General features: G+C 73.4%; 19 protein-coding genes and 3 pseudogenes. 11 read left to right on the top strand and 11 right to left on the bottom strand.

The window, feature by feature from the left end; genetic code table 11:
• Positions 1-47: 47 nt before the first annotated feature.
• A pseudogene (locus ABZ497_RS29420) lies at positions 48-311 on the top strand (DNA-binding transcriptional regulator); the annotation flags it as partial.
• Between the two features lie 37 nt (positions 312-348).
• Here the strand turns inward: ABZ497_RS29420 and ABZ497_RS29415 are convergent.
• Complete coding sequence (locus ABZ497_RS29415; RefSeq protein ID WP_329491663.1) at positions 349-1,308, bottom strand: helix-turn-helix domain-containing protein; 960 nt, start codon at positions 1,306-1,308, stop codon at positions 349-351.
• Between the two features lie 102 nt (positions 1,309-1,410).
• A pseudogene (locus ABZ497_RS29410) lies at positions 1,411-1,569 on the bottom strand (DUF4232 domain-containing protein); the annotation flags it as partial.
• Between the two features lie 71 nt (positions 1,570-1,640).
• Between ABZ497_RS29410 and thpR the strand changes: the two are divergent.
• Entirely contained in the window at positions 1,641-2,255 is a 615-nt protein-coding gene (thpR, locus tag ABZ497_RS29405) for an RNA 2',3'-cyclic phosphodiesterase (RefSeq protein ID WP_359809541.1), read from the top strand.
• 240 nt (positions 2,256-2,495) lie between these two features.
• Entirely contained in the window at positions 2,496-3,446 is a 951-nt protein-coding gene (locus ABZ497_RS29400; RefSeq protein ID WP_359809539.1) for an SDR family NAD(P)-dependent oxidoreductase, read from the top strand.
• 54 nt (positions 3,447-3,500) lie between these two features.
• Here the strand turns inward: ABZ497_RS29400 and ABZ497_RS29395 are convergent.
• Positions 3,501-3,638 (bottom strand): annotated as a pseudogene (locus ABZ497_RS29395) (YbhB/YbcL family Raf kinase inhibitor-like protein); the annotation flags it as partial.
• On the opposite strand from ABZ497_RS29395, the gene ABZ497_RS29390 reads away from it, so the two are divergent.
• Positions 3,625-3,912, top strand: coding sequence for a hypothetical protein (locus tag ABZ497_RS29390; protein WP_359809538.1), 288 nt, complete (start codon positions 3,625-3,627; stop codon positions 3,910-3,912). The pseudogene ABZ497_RS29395 and the gene ABZ497_RS29390 sit on opposite strands and share 14 nt — an antisense overlap.
• 72 nt (positions 3,913-3,984) lie before the next feature.
• On the opposite strand, the gene ABZ497_RS29385 is transcribed toward ABZ497_RS29390, so the two are convergent.
• The 3 genes from ABZ497_RS29385 to ABZ497_RS29375 form a co-directional block, all read right to left on the bottom strand.
• Entirely contained in the window at positions 3,985-4,425 is a 441-nt protein-coding gene (locus tag ABZ497_RS29385; protein ID WP_359809536.1) for a hypothetical protein, read from the bottom strand.
• Positions 4,426-4,615: 190 nt separating this feature from the next.
• A complete protein-coding gene (locus tag ABZ497_RS29380) occupies positions 4,616-5,353 on the bottom strand; it encodes a VOC family protein (protein WP_359809534.1) in 738 nt (245 codons plus the stop codon).
• Positions 5,354-5,423: 70 nt separating this feature from the next.
• Positions 5,424-6,521 carry an alpha/beta hydrolase gene (locus ABZ497_RS29375; protein ID WP_359809532.1) on the bottom strand — a complete coding sequence of 366 codons (1,098 nt, stop codon included), beginning with the start codon at positions 6,519-6,521 and terminating at the stop codon, positions 5,424-5,426.
• Positions 6,522-6,661: 140 nt separating this feature from the next.
• Between ABZ497_RS29375 and ABZ497_RS29370 the strand changes: the two genes are divergently transcribed.
• The 4 genes from ABZ497_RS29370 to ABZ497_RS29355 all read left to right on the top strand — a co-directional run bounded on the left by ABZ497_RS29370 (position 6,662) and on the right by ABZ497_RS29355 (position 10,126).
• On the top strand, positions 6,662-7,387 hold the full coding sequence (locus ABZ497_RS29370; RefSeq protein ID WP_359809530.1) for a TetR/AcrR family transcriptional regulator: 726 nt from the start codon (positions 6,662-6,664) through the stop codon (positions 7,385-7,387).
• 279 nt (positions 7,388-7,666) lie between these two features.
• Positions 7,667-8,272, top strand: a complete 606-nt coding sequence (locus ABZ497_RS29365) for a DUF6461 domain-containing protein (RefSeq protein ID WP_359809528.1) — start codon at positions 7,667-7,669, stop codon at positions 8,270-8,272.
• Between the two features lie 108 nt (positions 8,273-8,380).
• Positions 8,381-9,274: an RNA polymerase sigma-70 factor gene (locus ABZ497_RS29360; protein WP_359809527.1), complete on the top strand. Its 894-nt coding sequence runs from the start codon at positions 8,381-8,383 to the stop codon at positions 9,272-9,274.
• Between the two features lie 48 nt (positions 9,275-9,322).
• Positions 9,323-10,126: an NAD(P)H-binding protein gene (locus tag ABZ497_RS29355; protein WP_359809525.1), complete on the top strand. Its 804-nt coding sequence runs from the start codon at positions 9,323-9,325 to the stop codon at positions 10,124-10,126.
• A 490-nt stretch (positions 10,127-10,616) separates the two neighbouring features.
• Here ABZ497_RS29355 and ABZ497_RS29350 read toward each other — a convergent pair whose 3' ends face one another.
• Positions 10,617-11,456 (bottom strand): NAD(P)H-binding protein, encoded by an 840-nt coding sequence (locus tag ABZ497_RS29350; protein WP_359809557.1) that lies wholly within the window; start codon positions 11,454-11,456, stop codon positions 10,617-10,619.
• 92 nt (positions 11,457-11,548) lie between these two features.
• On the opposite strand from ABZ497_RS29350, the gene ABZ497_RS29345 reads away from it, so the two are divergent.
• On the top strand, positions 11,549-11,920 hold the full coding sequence (locus tag ABZ497_RS29345) for a helix-turn-helix domain-containing protein (RefSeq protein ID WP_359809523.1): 372 nt from the start codon (positions 11,549-11,551) through the stop codon (positions 11,918-11,920).
• A 140-nt stretch (positions 11,921-12,060) separates the two neighbouring features.
• On the top strand, positions 12,061-12,333 hold the full coding sequence (locus ABZ497_RS29340) for a hypothetical protein (RefSeq protein ID WP_359809521.1): 273 nt from the start codon (positions 12,061-12,063) through the stop codon (positions 12,331-12,333).
• 161 nt (positions 12,334-12,494) lie between these two features.
• Here ABZ497_RS29340 and ABZ497_RS29335 read toward each other — a convergent pair whose 3' ends face one another.
• Both ABZ497_RS29335 and ABZ497_RS29330 read right to left on the bottom strand, forming a co-directional pair.
• On the bottom strand, positions 12,495-13,457 hold the full coding sequence (locus ABZ497_RS29335; protein WP_359809519.1) for a sensor histidine kinase: 963 nt from the start codon (positions 13,455-13,457) through the stop codon (positions 12,495-12,497).
• Entirely contained in the window at positions 13,454-14,236 is a 783-nt protein-coding gene (locus tag ABZ497_RS29330) for an MEDS domain-containing protein (RefSeq protein ID WP_359809518.1), read from the bottom strand. The genes ABZ497_RS29335 and ABZ497_RS29330 overlap by 4 nt, the downstream gene beginning before the upstream one ends.
• Before the next feature lie 684 nt (positions 14,237-14,920).
• Here ABZ497_RS29330 and ABZ497_RS29325 point away from each other — a divergent pair.
• Complete coding sequence (locus ABZ497_RS29325; protein WP_359809516.1) at positions 14,921-15,658, top strand: alpha/beta hydrolase; 738 nt, start codon at positions 14,921-14,923, stop codon at positions 15,656-15,658.
• Positions 15,659-15,810: 152 nt separating this feature from the next.
• Here the strand turns inward: ABZ497_RS29325 and ABZ497_RS29320 are convergent, their stop codons facing one another.
• Together ABZ497_RS29320 and ABZ497_RS29315 are read right to left on the bottom strand one after the other, a co-directional pair.
• The gene (locus tag ABZ497_RS29320) at positions 15,811-16,515 is read right to left on the bottom strand and encodes an alpha/beta hydrolase (RefSeq protein ID WP_359809555.1); all 705 of its coding nucleotides are present in this window, start codon (positions 16,513-16,515) and stop codon (positions 15,811-15,813) included.
• Between the two features lie 781 nt (positions 16,516-17,296).
• The gene (locus ABZ497_RS29315) at positions 17,297-17,605 is read right to left on the bottom strand and encodes a hypothetical protein (protein WP_359809514.1); all 309 of its coding nucleotides are present in this window, start codon (positions 17,603-17,605) and stop codon (positions 17,297-17,299) included.
• Positions 17,606-18,099: the final 494 nt, after the last annotated feature.

Raw genomic sequence — 18,099 nt, 5'->3', positions numbered from 1 at the left:
CCTCGAAGATGATCCGAGCGGGCCCCGGCCGTCGTCCAGGAAGGCGACGAGGCAAGGTCGTGCTCGGCCTCCCCGCCCCCACCGTCGCCGGCTTCGCCCGGGACGGGATCGTCGAAGCGCTCGGCCCCGACCGCTGCCGACTCGTCCTCGGATCCTGGTCCTGGACCGGCCTGGCCGCCGCCCTGGGCAGCTTCGACGCCGACATCGAGGTCGTCGGCCCGCCCGAACGCGGGAGCGCGTTCGCGCACCTCCCCACGCGTTGCGCCAAGGCCGTCGGAGCCTCCGGCCCGCCCCCGGCCGGGACGCCGTAGACCCGGAACACCCCGCGCGGAACGGCCCGGGCTGCTCCTAGGACTGCTGGGCCGTGAAGGTGCGCCGGTACTCGCTCGGCGTCGTGCCGAGGATGCGACGGAAGTGCAGCCGCAGATTGGCACCGGTGCCCAGACCGACGTCGGCGGCGATCTGCTCGATGTGCCGCTCGGAGCGTTCCAGCAGCTCACGGGCCCGGTCCAGGCGGGCCCGCATGACCCACTCCATCGGCGTGTACCCCGTGTCGTCGACGAAGCGCCGCGAGAAGGTGCGCGGCGACACCGCGGCGTGCCGGGCGAGCAGTTCGAGGGTGAGGGGCTCGCCGAGCCGGTGCAGCGCCCACTCGCGGGTGGCGGCGAACCGCTCGCCGAGTGGCTCGGGCACACTGCGCGGCACGTACTGCGCCTGGCCGCCGCTGCGGTAGGGGGCGGCGACCAGCCGACGGGCGGCGTGGTTCGACGCGGCCACCCCGAGGTCGCCGCGCAGGATGTGCAGGCACAGGTCGATGCCCGAGGCCGCGCCGGCGGACGTCAGGACGCTGCCCTCGTCGACGAACAGGACGTTCTCGTCGACCTGGACGAGCGGGTGCTTCGCCGCGAGCGCCCGCGCGTAGTGCCAGTGCGTCGTGGCGCGCTTGCCGTCGAGCAGGCCCGTGGCGGCGAGCGCGAAGGCGCCCGTCGAGATGGCGGCGAGCCGCGCGCCCCGGTGGTGGGCGGCGATCAGCGCGTCCACGACGGCCCGCGGCGGGTCGTCGCGGCCCGGGAACCGGTACCCGGGGACGAAGACGATGTCGGCCCACGCCAGCGCGTCGAGGCCGTGGGCGACGAGGTACGACAGGCCGTCGCCGCCGGTCACCGGACCGGGCGCGGCCCCGCACACCCGCACCTCGTACGGCATGCTCGCGCGGGTCGTGAAGACCTGGGCGGGAATGCCGACATCGAGCGGTTTCGCGCCCTCCAGGACGAGGACGGCGACGCGAAGCAGGCGGGAGTCGGGCACAGGAAGAGGTTACGTGGAGCCGTGACCCCGGTCGGCCCCGGACGCGGGCCGGCCGGCGGCGCACCGGCCGGACGGCCTTCGACGGTGCGCCCGGCGGGTGCGTCAGTTGCCCTGGCCGGCGCTTCCGATCGGGCCGACCTTCACCGGGGAGCCGCCGCCGTCCGTGACGGGCAGGGTGCCGGTGCCCGGCCAGGTGAGGGGGACCGGCTTCGTCTCGTCCGGCGGGGTCACGACCAGCCCGGTGACGCGAACGCCCGAGCCGCGCCCGTCCCGCCACGCACCGTCGCCCCCGGCGCGCGCGGGCGGACCGGCCTCGGCTAGCCTGCCCCCTCGTGGACGATCGACCCGAGCCCTCGACCCTGCGCGTCTTCGTGGCGCTGGCCCCACCCGACGATGCCAAGGACGAACTGGCCCGGGCCCTGCGACCCGCCTACGCCGGGTACCCGCGGCTGCGGTGGAACCGGATCGAGGACTGGCACATCACTCTGGCCTTCCTCGGCGAACTGCCCGCCACGGCGGTGCCGCTGCTGCGGTCGGCGCTTGCCGGCCAGGCCGCGTCGCGCCCGGCTCTGCGCCTGGGCCTGCGGGGCGGCGGCCACTTCGACCAGCGCCTGCTGTGGAGCGGGATCGACGGCGACCTGGACGGACTGCACCTGCTCGCCACCGACGTCCGGAGCGTCATCAGGTCCTGCGGGATCGCGTTCACGGAACGCCCCCTGCGCCCCCATCTGACGCTGGCACGGTCCCGCCGCGACGACCCCACCAGCGTGCCGCAGGCCGCGGCCGGACTCGCCGGGTTCGTGGGCCGGCCCTGGCGGACCGAACGCCTCCACCTCGTCGGCAGCAACATCGGCCGCGGCCCCGGGCCGATCCGCTACCGCGACATCGAGGCATGGCGATTCGCCGCCGCCCGCGCCGGCGGCGAGGACGCTCCCAGCGAGTCGTGACCGACGGCCTCGCGGCCTTGCGGCCTTGCGGCCGCGGTGGGGGCGGCCGGGGGATCAGCCGCCTCCGAGCGGTGCCGGCCGCCGGCCGAGGCGCCGTGCCCGGCGGTGCGTTCGGGGAGGTGACGGGGGGCTGTCGGTGATGACGGCGATCCATCAGTGATCGGTGAGTCGGCCGCTGTGTGATGGGTCAGGTCGGCGCCGCCGTCCGCACACCTCCCCCAGTCGAAGGAGCCACTCGTCATGACCCCCGCACCCCTGAGCCCGCCGTGGGACGTCCACCGGTTGCCGTCCGCCGACGGCAAGTCCTTCCTGGTCACCGGAGGCAACGCCGGAATCGGCTACTTCGTCGCGGAGCAGCTCGCCGCGACCGGGGCCGTCGTGGTGCTCGGCTGCCGGGACCGGGGGAGGGCGGGCGCCGCCATGGCGGCGATCGGGTCGCGTGTTCCCGGCGCCCGGCTGCGCCACCTTCCGCTGGACCTCGCCGACCTGGCGTCCGTGCGCGGTGTCGCGGACGGCCTCGGGCTCGACCGCCTCGACGCGGTGGTCCACAACGCGGGCGTCGCGCTCGACGACCCGCCGCGGCGGACGACGGAGGACGGTCACGAGCTGATGTTCGGGGTCAACCACCTCGGCCACGTCGCGCTGACCCGGGCACTGGCGCCCCTGTTGTCCGCGGCGCCGGCCGCCCGGATCGTCACGGTGGGGAGCTTCGCGGCGCGCTCCGAGCGGCTGGACCCGGACGACCTCCAGTCACTCCGGGACTACCGCCCCGGGCGCACCTACGGACGGTCGAAGCTGGCGCAGATGTCCTTCGCCTTCGAGCTGGACCGCCGCCTGCGCGCCCGCGGCAGCACCCTGCTCAGCGTGGTGGCCCACCCCGGCGGCGCCCTGGACTCCCTGACCCCGCCCCGCCCGGGGGTGCACGCGGCGTCCCGGGGCACCCGGCTGCGCGCGGTGCCCGCCGGGCTGCTGCTCCAGGGCAAGGACGCCGGGGCGTGGCCGATCGTCCGGGCGGTCCTGGACCCGCGGGTGCGGGGAGGGCAGCTGTGGGGGCCCAGGGCCTTCGGCCTGCGCGGCGCGCCGCGGCTGGAGCCCGCGCGGGCCCACATGACCGATCCGGCCGTCGCCGGGCGCCTGTGGGACGCCAGCTGCGACGGGGCCGGCGTCGAGGCCCACCTGGGCCTCCTCTAGACGCGGTTCCCGGTGTAGAGGGCCGGGCACGTCCAGCGCCACCACCCGGAGCACGTAGTGGTGCGCGCGGTCGCCGGCCGGCGGGCAGGGGCCCGGGTAGCCGGTGGCGCCGGTGTCGTTGGGCCCCGCGACCGCGCCGGCCGGTGTGGCGCCGGTGAGAGTCGTGACGGTGGCCGGGATGTCCCAGGTCATCGCGTGCCAGAAGCCGCTGCCGGCCCTCTGGTGGGAGGACAGGACGGTGCGCGAGCGGTCCCACGGCAGCAAGTGGATGCGACACCCGGTGGGCGGGGAGCTGGCCCTCTGCTACGACCAGCTCGCCGCCACGGATGGCTCCGACCAGCGGCTGATGGTGCTCACCCCGGCGGACGGGGCGACCGAGCGGGCGCTGCGCCTGTTGATCGCCGGCTACTCGCAGGGCGCCGTGGGCACGTCGGCCCAGGTGCTCAAGGCGGCCCGGACGGCCTGAGTCGCCGGACCGTCCGGGCGGGTCCCGCCCGGTGCCGGTTCGGCCTGTGGCGCTCGTGCCGGTGATCCCCGGTCAGCGGCGGCCGGTGGCCAGGGTGACGAGGAACTGGCCGCCGCCCGGCTCGATGTGGGCGGTCACCGGCAGGTCCGGTACCAGCCGGGAGAACCGGTCCACCAGCCAGTCCGCGGCTTCCTGGGCGTCCTGCCTGGTCGGGCAGCGGCCCACCATCTCGCGGCCGCCCTTGCGCTCCAGCCTCGCGGCCACGGTGATCAGCGGCGCGGGCTCGACCACGTACAGGCGGTCCGGCCAGGCGATGACCACCTTGACCGCGCCCTTGCGGGAGTTGCACCCGCGGTGCGCGAGCCGCTCGGCGACCTTGGCCTTCCGGTCGGCGGTCCGGCTGTCAACGCTGGGCCCGCGCGGGTCGTTCACCGACTTGTCGGGGTCGACCGGTTCGTCGCACACCCAGCATCGCCAGCTGTCGTGCTCGGCCACATCATCGAGGAGACTCACCCGAGTAAACTAGCCTGCCCCGCCGCCGCCCCGCGCAGCAGGGCCTCGGCGATCGGGTGGAGCGGCGCCCGCCCCTCGCGCGGGCGAGGTCGCGCCGGCCGGTCCCCGGCCCTACCGGCGTCCGCCACCCGGGTGCGACGGACGCCCGCGCTCTCCGGGCCGGTAGGAGCCGGTCGGGCCTCGGCCGGAGTCAGCCGGGGCTGAGGAGACAGAACTCGTTGCCTTCCGGGTCGACCAGGATCGTCCAGTGGATCTCGGACTGGTCGACACCGGGGTCGGTGGCGCCCAGGGCGCGCAGCCGGTCCGCCTCCGCCGCGTGGTCGTCACCGCGGTAGGGGCGGAGGTCGAGGTGGACGCGGTTCCACCCGCTCTTGGTGTCGGGGGTGCGGATGAACTCCAGGTAGGGGCCGACGTCTGCGGCGGAGCGCATGGTCGCGTAGTCGTCGGTGACCTCGTGCAGTGTCCAGTCCATCGCCTCGCCCCAGAACCGGGCCATCGCCCGTGGGTCGGCGCAGTCGACCACCACCGCGGCGATCGGCCCGGTGTCCCGGTAGACCGGGCGGGGCTCCAGGACGCAGAACTCGTTGCCCTCCGGGTCGGCCATGACGGTCCAGGGGACGTCGCCCTGACCGACGTCGGCGAGCGTCGCGCCGAGGTCCCGCAGCCGTGCGACCAGCTCCGTCTGATGGGCCGTCGAGGTGGTGGCCAGGTCGAGGTGCACCCGATTCTTGACCGTTTTGGGTTCCGGCCGGGCAATGAGATCGATGCAGACGGCCGTGGGATCGGGGTAGCTGAAGCCGACGGGTTCGAGGTTGGTCACGCCGGGCCCCTCGCTGTCGAGGCCCCAACCGAGCGCCTCCGCCCAGAACCGGCCGAGCGCGGAGTCGTCCCGGGCCTTCATGTTGATCTGCACAAGTCGGGTTGCCATGCCGAAGATCATAGAAGCTGTCGCGGGCCCGCACCCGAGTGCGCGCGGAAGACCCGTCTCCCCGGCAACCTCACCGGCCCGCGGCGTGGAGCCCGGCGGTGGCGACGACCGGCCGGACCTTGGTGAGCATCAGGTGCAGGAACTGGTCGGGGTGGCGGAAGGACGCGAAGTGGCCGGCGTCCCTGATCAGGGCGAACTCCTTGACCGGCGCCTGCACGTCGTCGAGGAAGCACCGGGCCCGGTCGGTCGGGTTGAGCACGTCCTGGTCGCCCTGGAAGACGAAGAACGGCAGCTCGAAGCAGGTGCCGTCGGCCCGGTCGTCGAAGCCGGCGGTGTCGGGGAGGATCTGCTCGGAGAGCTTCATCCCCTTGCCGAGGGTGCCGAGTTCGCTCAGCGAGTGCAGCGGGGAGAACCAGAGCGACTTCATGACCACGGACTTCATGGTGCTGAAGGTCAGCGGGTCGGTGGTGGCGGCGATCTTCGCGTAGGTGCCGTACTGCTCAGCGGTCCACGTCCGGCGGTCGCGGTCGATCGCTCCGACGGCGGCGAGCTCCTTGCGCTTGCCCGCGGCGCGCAGCCGGGCCAGCAGGGCGAGGCGGTCGGCGTCGTCACCGTCGGCGTCGTGGATCTTCTGGTCCGTGCCGACGTAGGCGCAATAGCGGTCGGGGTACTGGCGGGCCAGGCGCAGTCCGAAGGCGCTGCCGAAGGAGTTGGCGACCAGGACGACCCGGTCGACGCCGAGCCGGGCGCGCACGAAGTCGGTGACCTCGACGGCGTCCTGGTACATCCGGGCGAAGCCGAGCTCGCCCTGGTGGTCGGCGCCGGAGCGGCCGAGGGTCTTGCCGGTGCCGCGCATGTCCCAGCGGACGATCGTGAAGTGCTTCTCCCAGGCCCGGGTACGGGGCCCGTAGATCGCGTTGGAGGCGCCGGGCCCGCCGTGGATCTCCAGGATCACCGGGTTGGCCAGGTCCTCGCCCCGGATGGAGATCCACTGCTCGATCCCGCCGATGCGGACGAACTCCTGCTCGTCGACGCCGTCGGGGGCGGTGATCCGCATCAGCCGGGCGTTCGCGGCCTGCCTGATCCGGCGGTGGCCGAGGAGGAGGGCGACGGGTGTGGCGGCGACGGCGGTGGCGACGGCGGTGGCGATGAGAACGGTGTCGAGCATGGCTGGCTCCCCTGAACTGTGTATCGAATAAGCAATTGAGTTTATGTTATACACAGTTCTGAGGCGCCGTCAACGAGAAGCGGTGGCCGCCGACGAGAGGGAGCGGCCGGTCGACCGGTCGCACGCAGTGAGGAGCCCGCATGGCCGCCGGCAGGGAGAAGAAGCGCGACCCGAAGGTGAGCCTGGCGCTGCTGTGGGGCGAGCAGGACCAGCCCCGGCGCGGGCCGAAGCCGTCACTGACCGCCGGGCGGATCGTGGCCGGTGCCATCGAGGTCGCCGACGCCGAAGGCCTGGACGCGGTCTCCATGCAGCGTGTCGCCGCCGAACTCGGCGTCACCACCATGGCGTTGTACCGGTACTTCCCCGGCAAGGCCGAACTGGTCGACCTGATGGTGGACTCCGCCCTCGGCGTACCGTCCGAGGCCGTCGCCGGGTCCGCCGGCTGGCGCCCCGGGCTCACCGAGTGGGCCCGCCAGTGCTGGGCGCTCTACCGCCGCCATCCCTGGGTCCTTACCGCCACCGCCATGCGCCGCCAGCTCATGGGCCCCAACCAACTGGCCTGGCTCGACGCCGCCCTGGCCGTGCTGGCCCCGACCGGACTGTCCGCCGCCCAGCAGCACGACACCGTCCTCCTGGTCATCGGCCACATCCGCAACCTCGCCCAGCAACTCGTCGACCGTGACGAGGAGGGGGAGCAGGAGTGGAACCGCCTCGCCGCCGACACCCTCGACCGCCACGCCAACCGCTACCCCGCCCTCGCCGCCGCCATCGCGGCCGGAGCCTTCGCCCCCCGGGCCGAGGACCCGCTGGACTTCGGCCTGAACCGCATCCTCGACGGAACCGCCCTCCTCGTCGACCGGGCCTGACCGCCGCGCCGGCCCACCCGACGGTGGTGGGGTGGGCGACGTCGGGCGTGGGTGCCGCTGTCCGCTGTCCGCTGTCCGCTGTCCGCTGTCCGCTGTCCGCTGTCCGTTGTCCGTTGTCCGTTGTCCGTGGGAGGGCCGACGAGAGTGGGAACGAAGGGGGCCGGGCGGTACCCGGACGACACGGCGTGCGGCCCGGGCCCCGACCCGGCAGGGGCCGGACTGTCGTACCCGCCGTCTAGCCTCGCGGGGAGAGCCGACCGCTGCACGGAGGGACTACGGATGAGTGGCCTGAGCTGGATGTACGGCACGGACCTGCCGCTGCTGAGCGTCACCTTCGCCCGTGGCCTCACTGCGCGCGGGCTCCTGGAGCGGATGGGCGCGGACCCCGACACGCTCGCCGAGCGCACCCAGGAGGAGTTCAGGGACGAGTTCGACGACCTCCTCTACGAGGACGACGCCTATGTGGTGACCGCCGGCCGGTACGGGGCGTGGGCGTGGGTCTGGGAGCACGGCAGTTGGCTGTGCGTCGAGGACGACGGACTGCTCGGTGAGCTCTCGACGGGGACGGCGGCGCTGTCCCTGCACGCCAACGAGAAGCCCCTGGTGGACTTCCGCTACGCCGAGGACGGGCAGGTGGTGACCGGTCTGCACACCCTCCTGGGCATCGAGCCCCGGCACCGCACCGGCCGGGACCCCCACCGCTTCGACGCCGAACTGCGGGCGCTGGGCGCCTGCCCGGACACCGGGGAGACCGGACCGCTGGGCATGCGCGGCCTCTTCTACCGTCTCGCCGAGGGGCTCGGCGCGGGTGTCGACCCCGCCGATCTCTCCGGTGGGGCTGTGCTCAGCGCCCGGCTCCGGCCGCGTCCCGACCGGGTCGGGTGATCCGCCGGGTCCGGCCGCCCGGCACAGGCTTCTCCGCCGCTCCCGGCGCGCGGGCGATCCGCCGCCGAGGTACGGGTTCCCGAGAGTGATCATTTAGCGTGTGCTCCCATGGAGAAGGCTCAGGAGTTCGAGGCGCACCGGCCTCGCTTGTTCTCGTTGGCGTACCGGATGCTCGGATCGGCGGCGGAGGCCGAGGACGCCGTGCAGGACGCCTACCTGAGGTGGCACGGGGCCGAGCGGGAGCGGATCGCCGCGCCGGGGCCGTGGCTGGCCAAGGTGACCACCAACCTGTGCCTGAACCGGCTGACGTCGGCGCGGGCCCGACGCGAGGAGTACGTCGGACCGTGGCTGCCGGAGCCGGTCCGGACCGACGGCGGGGCGCTCGGGCCGATGGAGACGGCGGAGCAGCGGGACGCGGTGTCGCTGGCCGTCCTGGTGATGATGGAGCGGTTGACCCCGCCCGAGCGGGCGGCGATGGTGCTCCGCGACGCCTTCGACTACAGCCACCGTGACGTCGCAGACGTGCTCGACTGCTCGGAGGCGAACGCGCGGCAGCTCTACCGCAGGGCCAAGCAGCATCTGGGCGACGAGCGGCCGAGGTTCATCTCCTCCCAGGGGGAGAGCGGCGAGTTGGTGCTGCGGTTCCTGGAGGCCGCGGCGCACGGCGAGCTGGCGCAGCTGGAGGAACTGCTCGCCGGACAGGTGGTCGCCTGGTCGGACGGCGGCGGCAAGGTGGGCGCGGCGCGGCGGCCGGTCGTCGGCCGGGAGAACGTGGCCCGGTTCCTGGCGGGTCTGTTCGCCCGGTGGGCGACCGGGGTGCGGATCGAGGTCGTCGAGGCGAACGGCACCGCGATGGTGCTGGGCTGGGAGGGTGGCGCACTGATGTCCTGCGGTGCGCTGGAGCTCGGTGGTGCCGGAATCACCGGCGTGCGGCTCATCAGGAACCCGGACAAACTGGCCTTCCTGGCGCACCAGTGCTCCGGGTTGTCACAGAACACGTGAGTCGTCGGTTCCTCATCGGTAACGGCAGAACGAGAAGGGCTGTGGCTGATGAAGAACGACGCGATCATGGTGACCGGCGCAACGGGCGTGCTCGGCCGGGAGGTACTGGACCGGGCGCGCCGCACCGGGCTGCCGGTGCGGGCCCTCACCCGCAGGCCAGTGCTCCCGGACGACCTGGGGGTGGCCTGGTTCACCGGTGACCTGGCCGCCGGCACCGGGCTGGACGAGGCGTTCGCCGGGGTCCGCACGGTCATCCACTGCGCGACCGACATCCGGCACTTCAAGAACGACATTCCGGCCTTCGAGCACCTGCTGGAGGCCGCGGCGCGCGCCGGAGTCGAGCACATCGTCAACATCTCGATCATCGGTGTCGACCGGATCCCGTACCCCTACTACCGGATCAAGTGGGAGGGCGAGCGGTTGCTCGCGGCCTCGGGGATCGGCTGGACCAATCTGCGCGCCAGTCAGTTCCCCGAGCTGCTGAACACGGCCTTCGGGTTCCTGTCCAGGCTGCCGGTGGTCGTCGTGCCGTCCGGCACCCGCTGCCAGCCCGTCGACCAGGGCGAGGTGGCGGACCGCCTGGTCGAGCTGGCCCTGGGCGATCCGGCCACCGGTGCGCCCCCGGCCGAGGGCTGGGGACGGGTGCCGGACCTGGCCGGCCCCACCGTGTACCCGGCCGACCGCCTGGCCAGGGACTGGCTGCGAGCGGCGGGCAAGCGCCGTCCCGTCCTGCCGGTCTTCATCCCGGGGAGGATCGGCGCCGCCTTCCGCTCCGGCGCCCTGACCGCGCCCGACCGACCGGCGGGCAGGCGGACCTGGGAGGCGTACCTGGCCGACAAGGTCGCCCGCTGACTCCGACGCGACCGTACGCGGCGACGCCGGTCGGGGCGGGCCGGCCGTGCGGCCGGCCCGCCCCGACGGTGCGCGCTGCGGTCGTCGTGGGCGGCGTGGGACGTGGGCGCCTGCCGACCACCCGCTACACGGACGATCCGGCCGGCGCCCCGGACCTCGCGGCACTGGTCACCGTGCTGGTCCGCGCCACCCGGCGTCGGGCGACCGTGCGGCGGGAGACGTCGTCGCTCCTCCGGGCGGGTGAACGTCCGGTAGTGGGCGGCCGAGGGCTGTGCGGCCCGGCGTGATCGCCGTCGTCGGACCCGGCCGTCCGGCTCGTCCCGGTCTCTCCGTCGTCGGAGCGGGGTCCGGGTGGCCGGTGTGCGGCTTCCTCGGGTGGGCCGTCGGCGGTGGCGCTGTGGCGGTGACCGGTGGAAGTGGCCGGCGGAGGCGGGCGCCTCGTGCGGTCGCTGCCGCGCGGGGCGCCCGGGTGGTGCGGGTGGGTCGTGCCTCAGCGGAACGCGGCGATGTTGCGGGTGACCCACTCGGTGAAGGGGTGCGGGGCGCGGCCGAGGACTCGTTCCACGTCCGGGCTGATCCGCAGTTCGGCCGGGTTCGGGGCGGAGATGATGTCCAGGGTGTCGTCGGCGAGTTCCACCGGCACGAACCGGGTCATCGTGGCCCTGGCCTCCTCGCGGGTGAGTTCGTGGAACCGCAGGGGGGAGCCGAGCACGGCGGCGAGCGCCTCCGCCTGCCGTCGGGGCGTGATCACCTCCGGTCCGGTCAGCTCGTACACCCGGCCGGTGTGCCGGTCGTCCAGCAGGCAGGCCGCCGCGACCCCGGCGATGTCCACCGGGTCGACGACCGGCACCCCCACATCGCCGAAGGGTGCGGCGACCGTCCCCTCCGTGCGGACGGACTGCGCCCAGGCCAGGGCGTTTGAGGCGAAGCCGCCCGGACGCAGGACGGCCCAGTCCAGGCCGGACTCCCGCAAGGCGTCCTCCACCGCGCGCATCGCCACCCGTGACGGATCGAGCGGCCTGGTCGCCACACCCTGCGAGGAGAGCAGGACGACCCGGCGGACCCCGGCGGCCGCGGCCACGCCGATGAGGTCGGCGGGCCTGGCCCCGGCGGCGTGCAGGTCGCCGGACAGCAGCAGGAAGAGCGCCTTCGCCCCGTCCAGCACGGGTACGAGGCCTGTCGGCTCGGCCAGGTCGGCCACCACGTGCCGGACTCCGGCCGGCACCGCCGCCGCACGCCGCGACACCGCCGTCACCTGCTCGCCCACCTCGGCCAGCGCCTGCGTCAGAGGACGGCCCACGTTCCCGGTAGCCCCGGTCACCACGATCATGTTCAGCTCCTGGTTCGTTGTGTACTGCGGCAACTGACGCTAGGAGAGGGGCTTACTTCTCGTAAGGACGTACCCGGAGGTAAGCTCCGGACATGAGGGAAGGTGCGCAGCTGAGGCAAGCTGGGGCGGGCCGTCGGTATGAGGTGTTTCACACCGACTGCCCCGCGCGAGACGTGGTCGACCACGTGACCAGCCGGTGGGGCGTCTGGGTGCTGATCTCCCTGCGGAGCAATGACCTTCGGTTCTACGAGCTGCGCGACAGCATCCAGGGCATCAGCGAGAAGATGCTCGCCCAGACCCTGCGCGCCCTGGTCCAGGACGGCCTGATCCGGCGGGAGGTGGAGCCGACGACGCCGCCTCAGGTCACCTACGGGCTCACCGAGTTCGGCCGGGACGTCAGCGAGCCGCTGACGGACCTGTTCGACCGGATCACCGAACGGCTGCCGCCGCGCGGCGCGCAATAGCGCCCGGTACCGTCACCTGCCCGACCCCGTCGCCGCGTTGCGGTGACCGTTGCCGTGGACGGGTGACCGTCTCGTCACGCCTGACGGTTCGTGGGGCCACCGTCCGGCCCGGTGTCGGTGCCGGCTGGGATGCTGGCGGCATGGACGACGAGGCACTGCTGCGCGGCCGCGTGTACGGGGCCGACCACGACGACCCGGACCCCGGGCCGCGCCCCGGGCACGAGTACCGGGAACTGGTCGGCGGCCCGCTCGACGGCCTGCTCCTGGACGTCACCGGCTGGGACGCCGAGCGGCTCGACTACGGCGCGGCGCTGGCCACCGAGCTCGGCGCGTTCGGTGCCGGCGGCCGCGCCCACTACCGACAGCGACCCTCGGACCGGCGCCGCTGGGACTGGCAGGGCGACAGCCCCTGACGGCACCGGTCCGGTGCGTCCGCCTGGCTGTCCGCCGTCCTTTGAATTCCGGCGAGAAGCATTCCGGACAGCGGCGGAAGGGCCCGGTCAGCGCTTGCCGGGCGGTGGCGTCGGCGAAGCGGCGCCCCTCACGCCGCCCGCAGGACTCCGGCGGTCCACTACTACTGCCGGGGCGCGTCCATGTGCAGGCGGACGGTGGTTCCCCCGGCGCGGCTGGAGCGGATCTCGACGAGGTCGCAGAGCTGGTGGGCGAGCCACAGGCCGCGGCCGCCGATCTGATCAGCGGTGGGGCGGCTGCGGCCGGCCATCACGTCGGAGATGTAGCCGGAGTCACGGAACTCGCAGAGGAACGTCGCGTCCTGGGCCCAGGTGCGCAGGGTGCCGTGGCCGCCCCCGTGGCGGATGCTGTTCGTCGCGATCTCCGTGACGGCGACGGCCAGTTTCGGCAACCGGTCCCGCAGGACACCCGCGTCGGTCGCGCACTGCGTCACCTTCGCGCGGATCGCGGCCATATCACCCTCTGTGTAACTCAGTTCCTGGAAGGGGTCGCACGGGCCGGCCAGCTCCTCGAAGGGGTACTCCTCGGCGCTCAGATACTCCTCGTTGGCCGCATCCCGGTCGGCCCGGCGGATCACCGGATGGCAGCGTGACAGCGATCGCAGGGCGTCCTCGTCGTCGTCGGCGGCGTCGTAGGGGCACAGCATCGACCAGGTGGCGCTGCGCGCGAAGGCCCGGTTCAGCAGCCACTCGTGGTACCGCAGTTCCGAGAGGTGCGCTGTGCTGCGCGCATGGCGCCAGGCGGTTTCACCGATGGCCCGTACCGGCCTGCCGCCTTCACCCCGCTCGGTCATCCAGGCCGACCAGGCCGCGATGTGCCGACCGGGATTGGGCCCGGCCGTCGTCGTGTCGACGAAGGTGACGGCGGGCTCGTCGACGAGTTCGCCGCGCAGCAGCGAGGTCTTGTCCGAGGGGACCGCGACGACCACCGCCTCGTCGGCCTCCAAGGCCTCGTGGATGAATCCCAGGGTCCCGGACAGGAACTGCGCGTCCCCGCGATAGGGGTACAGCTCGTGGCGGAACGGGCTCTCGCCCCGGTCGGACGTCGGGGGCACGGTCGCGGTCATGTCGCCATCACCACCGGCAGGTCGGCGGCCGCGTAACCCGCCAGCTCCCAGCAGAGGAGCACGGTCTCGTTGGCGCCTTCCACGACGATCCGGCGGCCCGGCAGGTGACGGGCCGCTTCGACCAGAGCCTGCATGCCGGCAGCGTCGATGAGCTCAAGATCGTTGAACCCCAGCTTCACCATCGACGAATTCCTGACCGCGGCGCGAACCGCGGCATTGAACGCGGCCGCGCCCTCAAAGTCGACCACTCCGTCCACGCTCCACCTGTCGGCGCCCGTGCTGAACATCCGAAAGGACGGACGCGCAGCACGTGTGCCCACCTCGTGAGGATGCATGCACGCCACACCGTCCAGGGTAGTCCGGTCCCACCGCGACGGCCGGAACGCGCACACCACCATGGCGCCGCTCTCCGAAGCGAACTCGTCGAGTTTGAGCTCCCCGGCCAGTAGTTCCTCCGCCCCGGAGGCTGCCGTCGGGGGCATCCGCTCGGTGAGGACCCGTACGGACCGGAAACCCTCGCGGGTCGCGGTGTGGACTTCCCTGCGCACCGCAGCCAGCATCATGTCCATGTCCAGAACGTCCGGCAGGTCGAGAACCACCGAGGTGGAGGGACTGCCGTCACGTTCGATCCCGGCGGTGCCGAGGGAACCGATGACCACGACCTTGTCCCCGTACAGGGCTCCGTCCGCCAGATAGGCCCGCGCGTCGGCGAACGTGGCAGCGGGGCCCATCCGCCAGCAGACGTGGTCACCGAGACCGACCTCGTCCAGGGTCGCCAAAGCCCGCGCCGCTCTCACCCCGCCCCCTTCCCAGGTCACCCCCGCCAGCAGTGATAGGAGAATAACGGTTCCGGCGGATGCCCGGCTGTTTCGGGCGGCCGGAGTGCGGTCTACGCCTGCCCACCAGGGGGAACGCCAACCCTCCCACGTCGGGGCCCGGCCTGCGGGGAGGACCGCCCTTCCGTGATGGAGGGCACGGGTGACTCACCGCGGTCGAGGCCGGTCAACGCGAAACCGGGCGGTGGCGCGGACGCGACGGCGGCCTGTTCGTCGTCCGGACCCTCACAGGTCATGGGGAGGGTCGCGTCGTGAGAGCCGAGCCGGCTTTCGAGCCTGGTGCGTTCGTCGGCGTTCGTCGGCGTTCGTCGGCGTTCAGGGGCGGCGAAGGGCGGTTCTCCCGCGACCCCGGCCGGCAGAAGCCGGGGTCGGCCCTGTCCTGGTCGAGAGTTCCGGCGCGTGAACGAGGCCGCTGCTCGGCCTGGAGAAGCTGTTCGCGGAGGCCGTGGGGAAACCCGTTTGGTGGACGAGGGGTGCGCTGCTACATTCCCGGTGACCGTGCGAGAGATCGAGGAGGTGGTACCCGTGAACGCAGTATCGACATGGGTGCTCCCCTCCGGGGTCACGGTCGGGCGATAGGCAGGTCGTCCGGGAGCGCCGTTCAGTGCACTCCCGAAAGGCACGACCATGCGCTTCACCTCCGAGCGGCGCCTCGACGAAGGCGTCCTCGAACGCGAATTCACCCTCGGTGAGATTCCGGGCATCCTGTGGACGCCCGCCGCCGTATCCGCACCGCTGCCGCTGATCCTGCTGGGCCACCCGCCCCTCGGACTGCGGAAGATGTACCCCCGGCTGGTGGACCGGGCCCGGCACTCCGCGGCGGAGGGCTTCGCCACGGCCACGATCGAGCTCCCCGGAAGCGGTGACCGGCCCCGTCTGGCCGCCGTCGATCAGGCCCGCGCAGACCTGCGCCGGGCGATGGAGGCGGGTGAGCCGGTCAGCGACGAGATCGTCGACGCCCTCGTCCTCCCGCTGGTCGAAAAGGCGGTCCCGGAGTGGCAGGCCGCCCTGGACGCCCTCCTTGCGCTGCCCGGGATCGGCGGCCCGGTCGGGTACTCGGGGGGTGTGATCTCGATCGGCATCCGGCTCGCCGTGGTCGAGCCGCGCATCGTGGCCGCCGGGCTCTTCGCCGGGAGTCTCGTGCCTCGCGCCATGTTCGAGGAGGCCCGGCAGGTCACCATCCCGCTGCACGTCCTGCTGCAGTGGGACGACGAAGGGAACGACCGGCAGGCGGCTCTGGACCTCTTCGACGCCTTCGGCTCCCAGGAGAAGTCCCTGCACGCCAACATGGGCGGACACACCGGCGTCCCGCAGTTCGCGGGAGACGTCGCGGCCCAGTTCTTCGCCCGTCACCTGAGGAAGTGAGGTTGGCACCGGGCCGGTGACAGAGGCCGCTGAGGTCGGCCGGTATGCCGCTCGGACGGAGGCCGGCCCTCCACGGCGGTCCGAACCGTGGACCCCCGCTGAACTCCGGCGGGGGTCCACGTCGGCGCCACGCCTCCTCGATTTCCTCGTCGTCACTGCGGACTGCCCCAGGCGCCGGTGACGGCGATGACGTCTCGGGCCAACGCCACGGGTCGCTCCCGGGCGATGAGGTGTCCGGCGCCGTGGACGGAACGGACGGTGGTGTGCGGGGCCAGGCGCAGCAACTGGTCGATGTCCTCAGCGGTGACCGAGGAACCGGTGTCGCCGTGGACGAGCAGGAGGGGAAGGTCGAGTGCGCCGGTGATCTGCCGTAGCCGGGGGACCTGGGCGAGGATGTCCTCCACGAGCTCGGTGTGGGTGCCGGCCAGGCCGCCGGCGGCGAGGAAGCGGCGGACGCGGGCGGGTTCGAGGCAGGGGACGACGTCGACCAGTACCAGCCCCGCCACCCTTGCCCGCACCGCCGGATCGCCGAGGGCGGCGACGGCGGCGAGCCCGCCCAGTGAGGCACCGACGACCACGCACCCCGGTGGCTCGGCGAACAGCATCGCGGCGACGTCCGCCGCGCACGCGGACAGCGTCCGAGCGCGGCCGTCGCTGTCGCCGTGGCCCCGCTGGTCGAAGGCCACGCAGCGGAACCCGGCTTCGACGAGCACCTCGCTGACCGGTGCCCACACCTGACGGCGTTCGCCACCGGCATGCAGCAGGAGACAGGTCGGTCCGGCACCGATCTCCTCCCCCCGCAGGATCGCATCGGGGCGAGTGATCCGCCGCGCCCGCGGAACGGTCGGGTCGATCATGTGACTCACGTCTTCCCCTCTCCCACGCGCGCCCGCGGAGGTCGGCTCGTTGGTGGACCGGTCGGTCCCCGAGCCGAACGCGATGCCTCCCACCGTCCGAAGGGGCGCTCCGGGAACCGAAGTTACACCGACCCGGATGCCGCCGGGAGGTACGACCGTCCTGTCACATCGCGCTCCGCAGGCCGGCGGCAGCGGGTTCCTGGGTACGGAGTTGGGCCGCCGGGCGGCGTCGGCCGGACAGCTGGTCGCCGCGACGTTCGCCACCATGCCCGGCGACGCTGCGGGGATCTGGCGGCATGCTCTCGACCTGCGGGATGCGGGCCGCATCGAGCCGGCCATGAACGGCGAGCGCTTCGTCGGTGGGAGCAGGCACCACCAACCGGTGGGGGCATGCCGTGTCTCCTGACCGTCATGACGTCGTCGAGGGCGCCTCGGCCGAGGAGCGGGCGTACCGGCGGTAGGTGGCAAGGCTGCACGATCCCCTTCCTCCGCGGGTGGGACGGGCCGGTCCGCCTGAGTTCGGTGCGAGGATGCGGCGGCGCTCTCTGGGCAGATCGATGCCGGTCACGCGACCGCCGGCGTGGTGGGAGACAGTGCTCCGGGGCGGGCTCGCCCTTGGCGGGCGCACGCTCGGCTCCCCCGGGTGATCCTCGATCGGATCACCGTCCGGCGCCGCCACCACCGCGCGGGCAGGGTGGTCGTGACCACTCCCGCGCCCGCTGTGCTCCGGTCCGTCGATGTGGTCGGGGACCCCCGAGCGGTGCTCGGGCCCGTCGGCCCGTCAACCGGTGGGTGTGCCGGTCCGGTCGCCTTCAACGACGGAACGCAGGTCCGCGAGAGCCTGCGCGGCGGCCGGGAGCGGGGACGCCCTGAGCGCGTCCGGGATCAGCTCGGCCAACCGTTCCGGCCGGTGGGGCGCGGCCCACAGGCGCCGGGCGGCGGCGACCTCCGAGCGCCGGACGGCCGGTCTCCGGGTGCGCGTCCAGGAGCCCCACCAGTCGGGGGCGAGCGGCAGGGCGGCGCGGGCGGTCGGCTGGTCCGGGTGCAGACCCAGCGGGCGTAGCGCACCGGCTCGGACCGACACGGTCACGAAGCCCCGCCATCGGCCCGACTCGCGGTCGGGCCCGCAGGTCAGGTCGCAGCGGATGTCCTGCTCGTCGACCGGCGACCAATCGATGCCGTGGTCGCGCAGTCAAACGGCGAGGGCCAGTCCGGGGTGCGGCATGCCGGTCGCGTTCTCGACGGTGAAGATCCTCACCCAGTCCTCGTCAGCCATCCGTTCAGGCTGTCACACGGGCTGCCGCGCCGTCGCCTCGATTTCGCGCCGTCGCCTCGATTTCGCGGCGCCGGCCGGGTCGCGGCCCGGGGCTGGAGGGCGGCCCGGTCGTCATTCGGCTCCGGGCTGACGGCTGCCCGGGGGCTGTCGCGGCAGGAGGTCTACGACGTGGGCCTCCGAGACGAGGGAGGAACCGTGGGCGCCGGCCGGGACACCCACTCCCGGGGTGCCAACCGCCACCGACCGCGCGCCGTCAGCACCCACGCGTTCACGGCAGACCCGACGGCGAGCCCGAGCAAGGGGCGTTC

This window comes from Kitasatospora sp. NPDC005751, assembly GCF_040630835.1.
GTDB lineage: Bacteria > Actinomycetota > Actinomycetes > Streptomycetales > Streptomycetaceae > Kitasatospora.
This window is presented reverse-complemented; position numbering and strand designations above follow the sequence as displayed.

Bases quoted from the DNA above. Each gene is read 5' to 3' on its own strand.
- ABZ497_RS29340 (WP_359809521.1), top strand. From the start codon at position 12,061: ATGGACGACGAGGCACTGCTGCGCGGCCGCGTGTACGGGGCCGACCAC.
- ABZ497_RS29350 (WP_359809557.1), bottom strand. From the start codon at position 11,456: ATGATCGTGGTGACCGGGGCTACCGGGAACGTGGGCCGTCCTCTGACG.
- ABZ497_RS29400 (WP_359809539.1), top strand. From the start codon at position 2,496: ATGACCCCCGCACCCCTGAGCCCGCCGTGGGACGTCCACCGGTTGCCG.
- ABZ497_RS29345 (WP_359809523.1), top strand. From the start codon at position 11,549: ATGAGGGAAGGTGCGCAGCTGAGGCAAGCTGGGGCGGGCCGTCGGTAT.
- ABZ497_RS29380 (WP_359809534.1), bottom strand. From the start codon at position 5,353: ATGGCAACCCGACTTGTGCAGATCAACATGAAGGCCCGGGACGACTCC.
- ABZ497_RS29320 (WP_359809555.1), bottom strand. From the start codon at position 16,515: ATGATCGACCCGACCGTTCCGCGGGCGCGGCGGATCACTCGCCCCGAT.
- ABZ497_RS29360 (WP_359809527.1), top strand. From the start codon at position 8,381: ATGGAGAAGGCTCAGGAGTTCGAGGCGCACCGGCCTCGCTTGTTCTCG.
- ABZ497_RS29375 (WP_359809532.1), bottom strand. From the start codon at position 6,521: ATGCTCGACACCGTTCTCATCGCCACCGCCGTCGCCACCGCCGTCGCC.
- ABZ497_RS29325 (WP_359809516.1), top strand. From the start codon at position 14,921: ATGCGCTTCACCTCCGAGCGGCGCCTCGACGAAGGCGTCCTCGAACGC.
- ABZ497_RS29335 (WP_359809519.1), bottom strand. From the start codon at position 13,457: ATGACCGCGACCGTGCCCCCGACGTCCGACCGGGGCGAGAGCCCGTTC.
- ABZ497_RS29390 (WP_359809538.1), top strand. From the start codon at position 3,625: ATGTCCCAGGTCATCGCGTGCCAGAAGCCGCTGCCGGCCCTCTGGTGG.
- ABZ497_RS29370 (WP_359809530.1), top strand. From the start codon at position 6,662: ATGGCCGCCGGCAGGGAGAAGAAGCGCGACCCGAAGGTGAGCCTGGCG.
- ABZ497_RS29355 (WP_359809525.1), top strand. From the start codon at position 9,323: ATGAAGAACGACGCGATCATGGTGACCGGCGCAACGGGCGTGCTCGGC.
- ABZ497_RS29365 (WP_359809528.1), top strand. From the start codon at position 7,667: ATGAGTGGCCTGAGCTGGATGTACGGCACGGACCTGCCGCTGCTGAGC.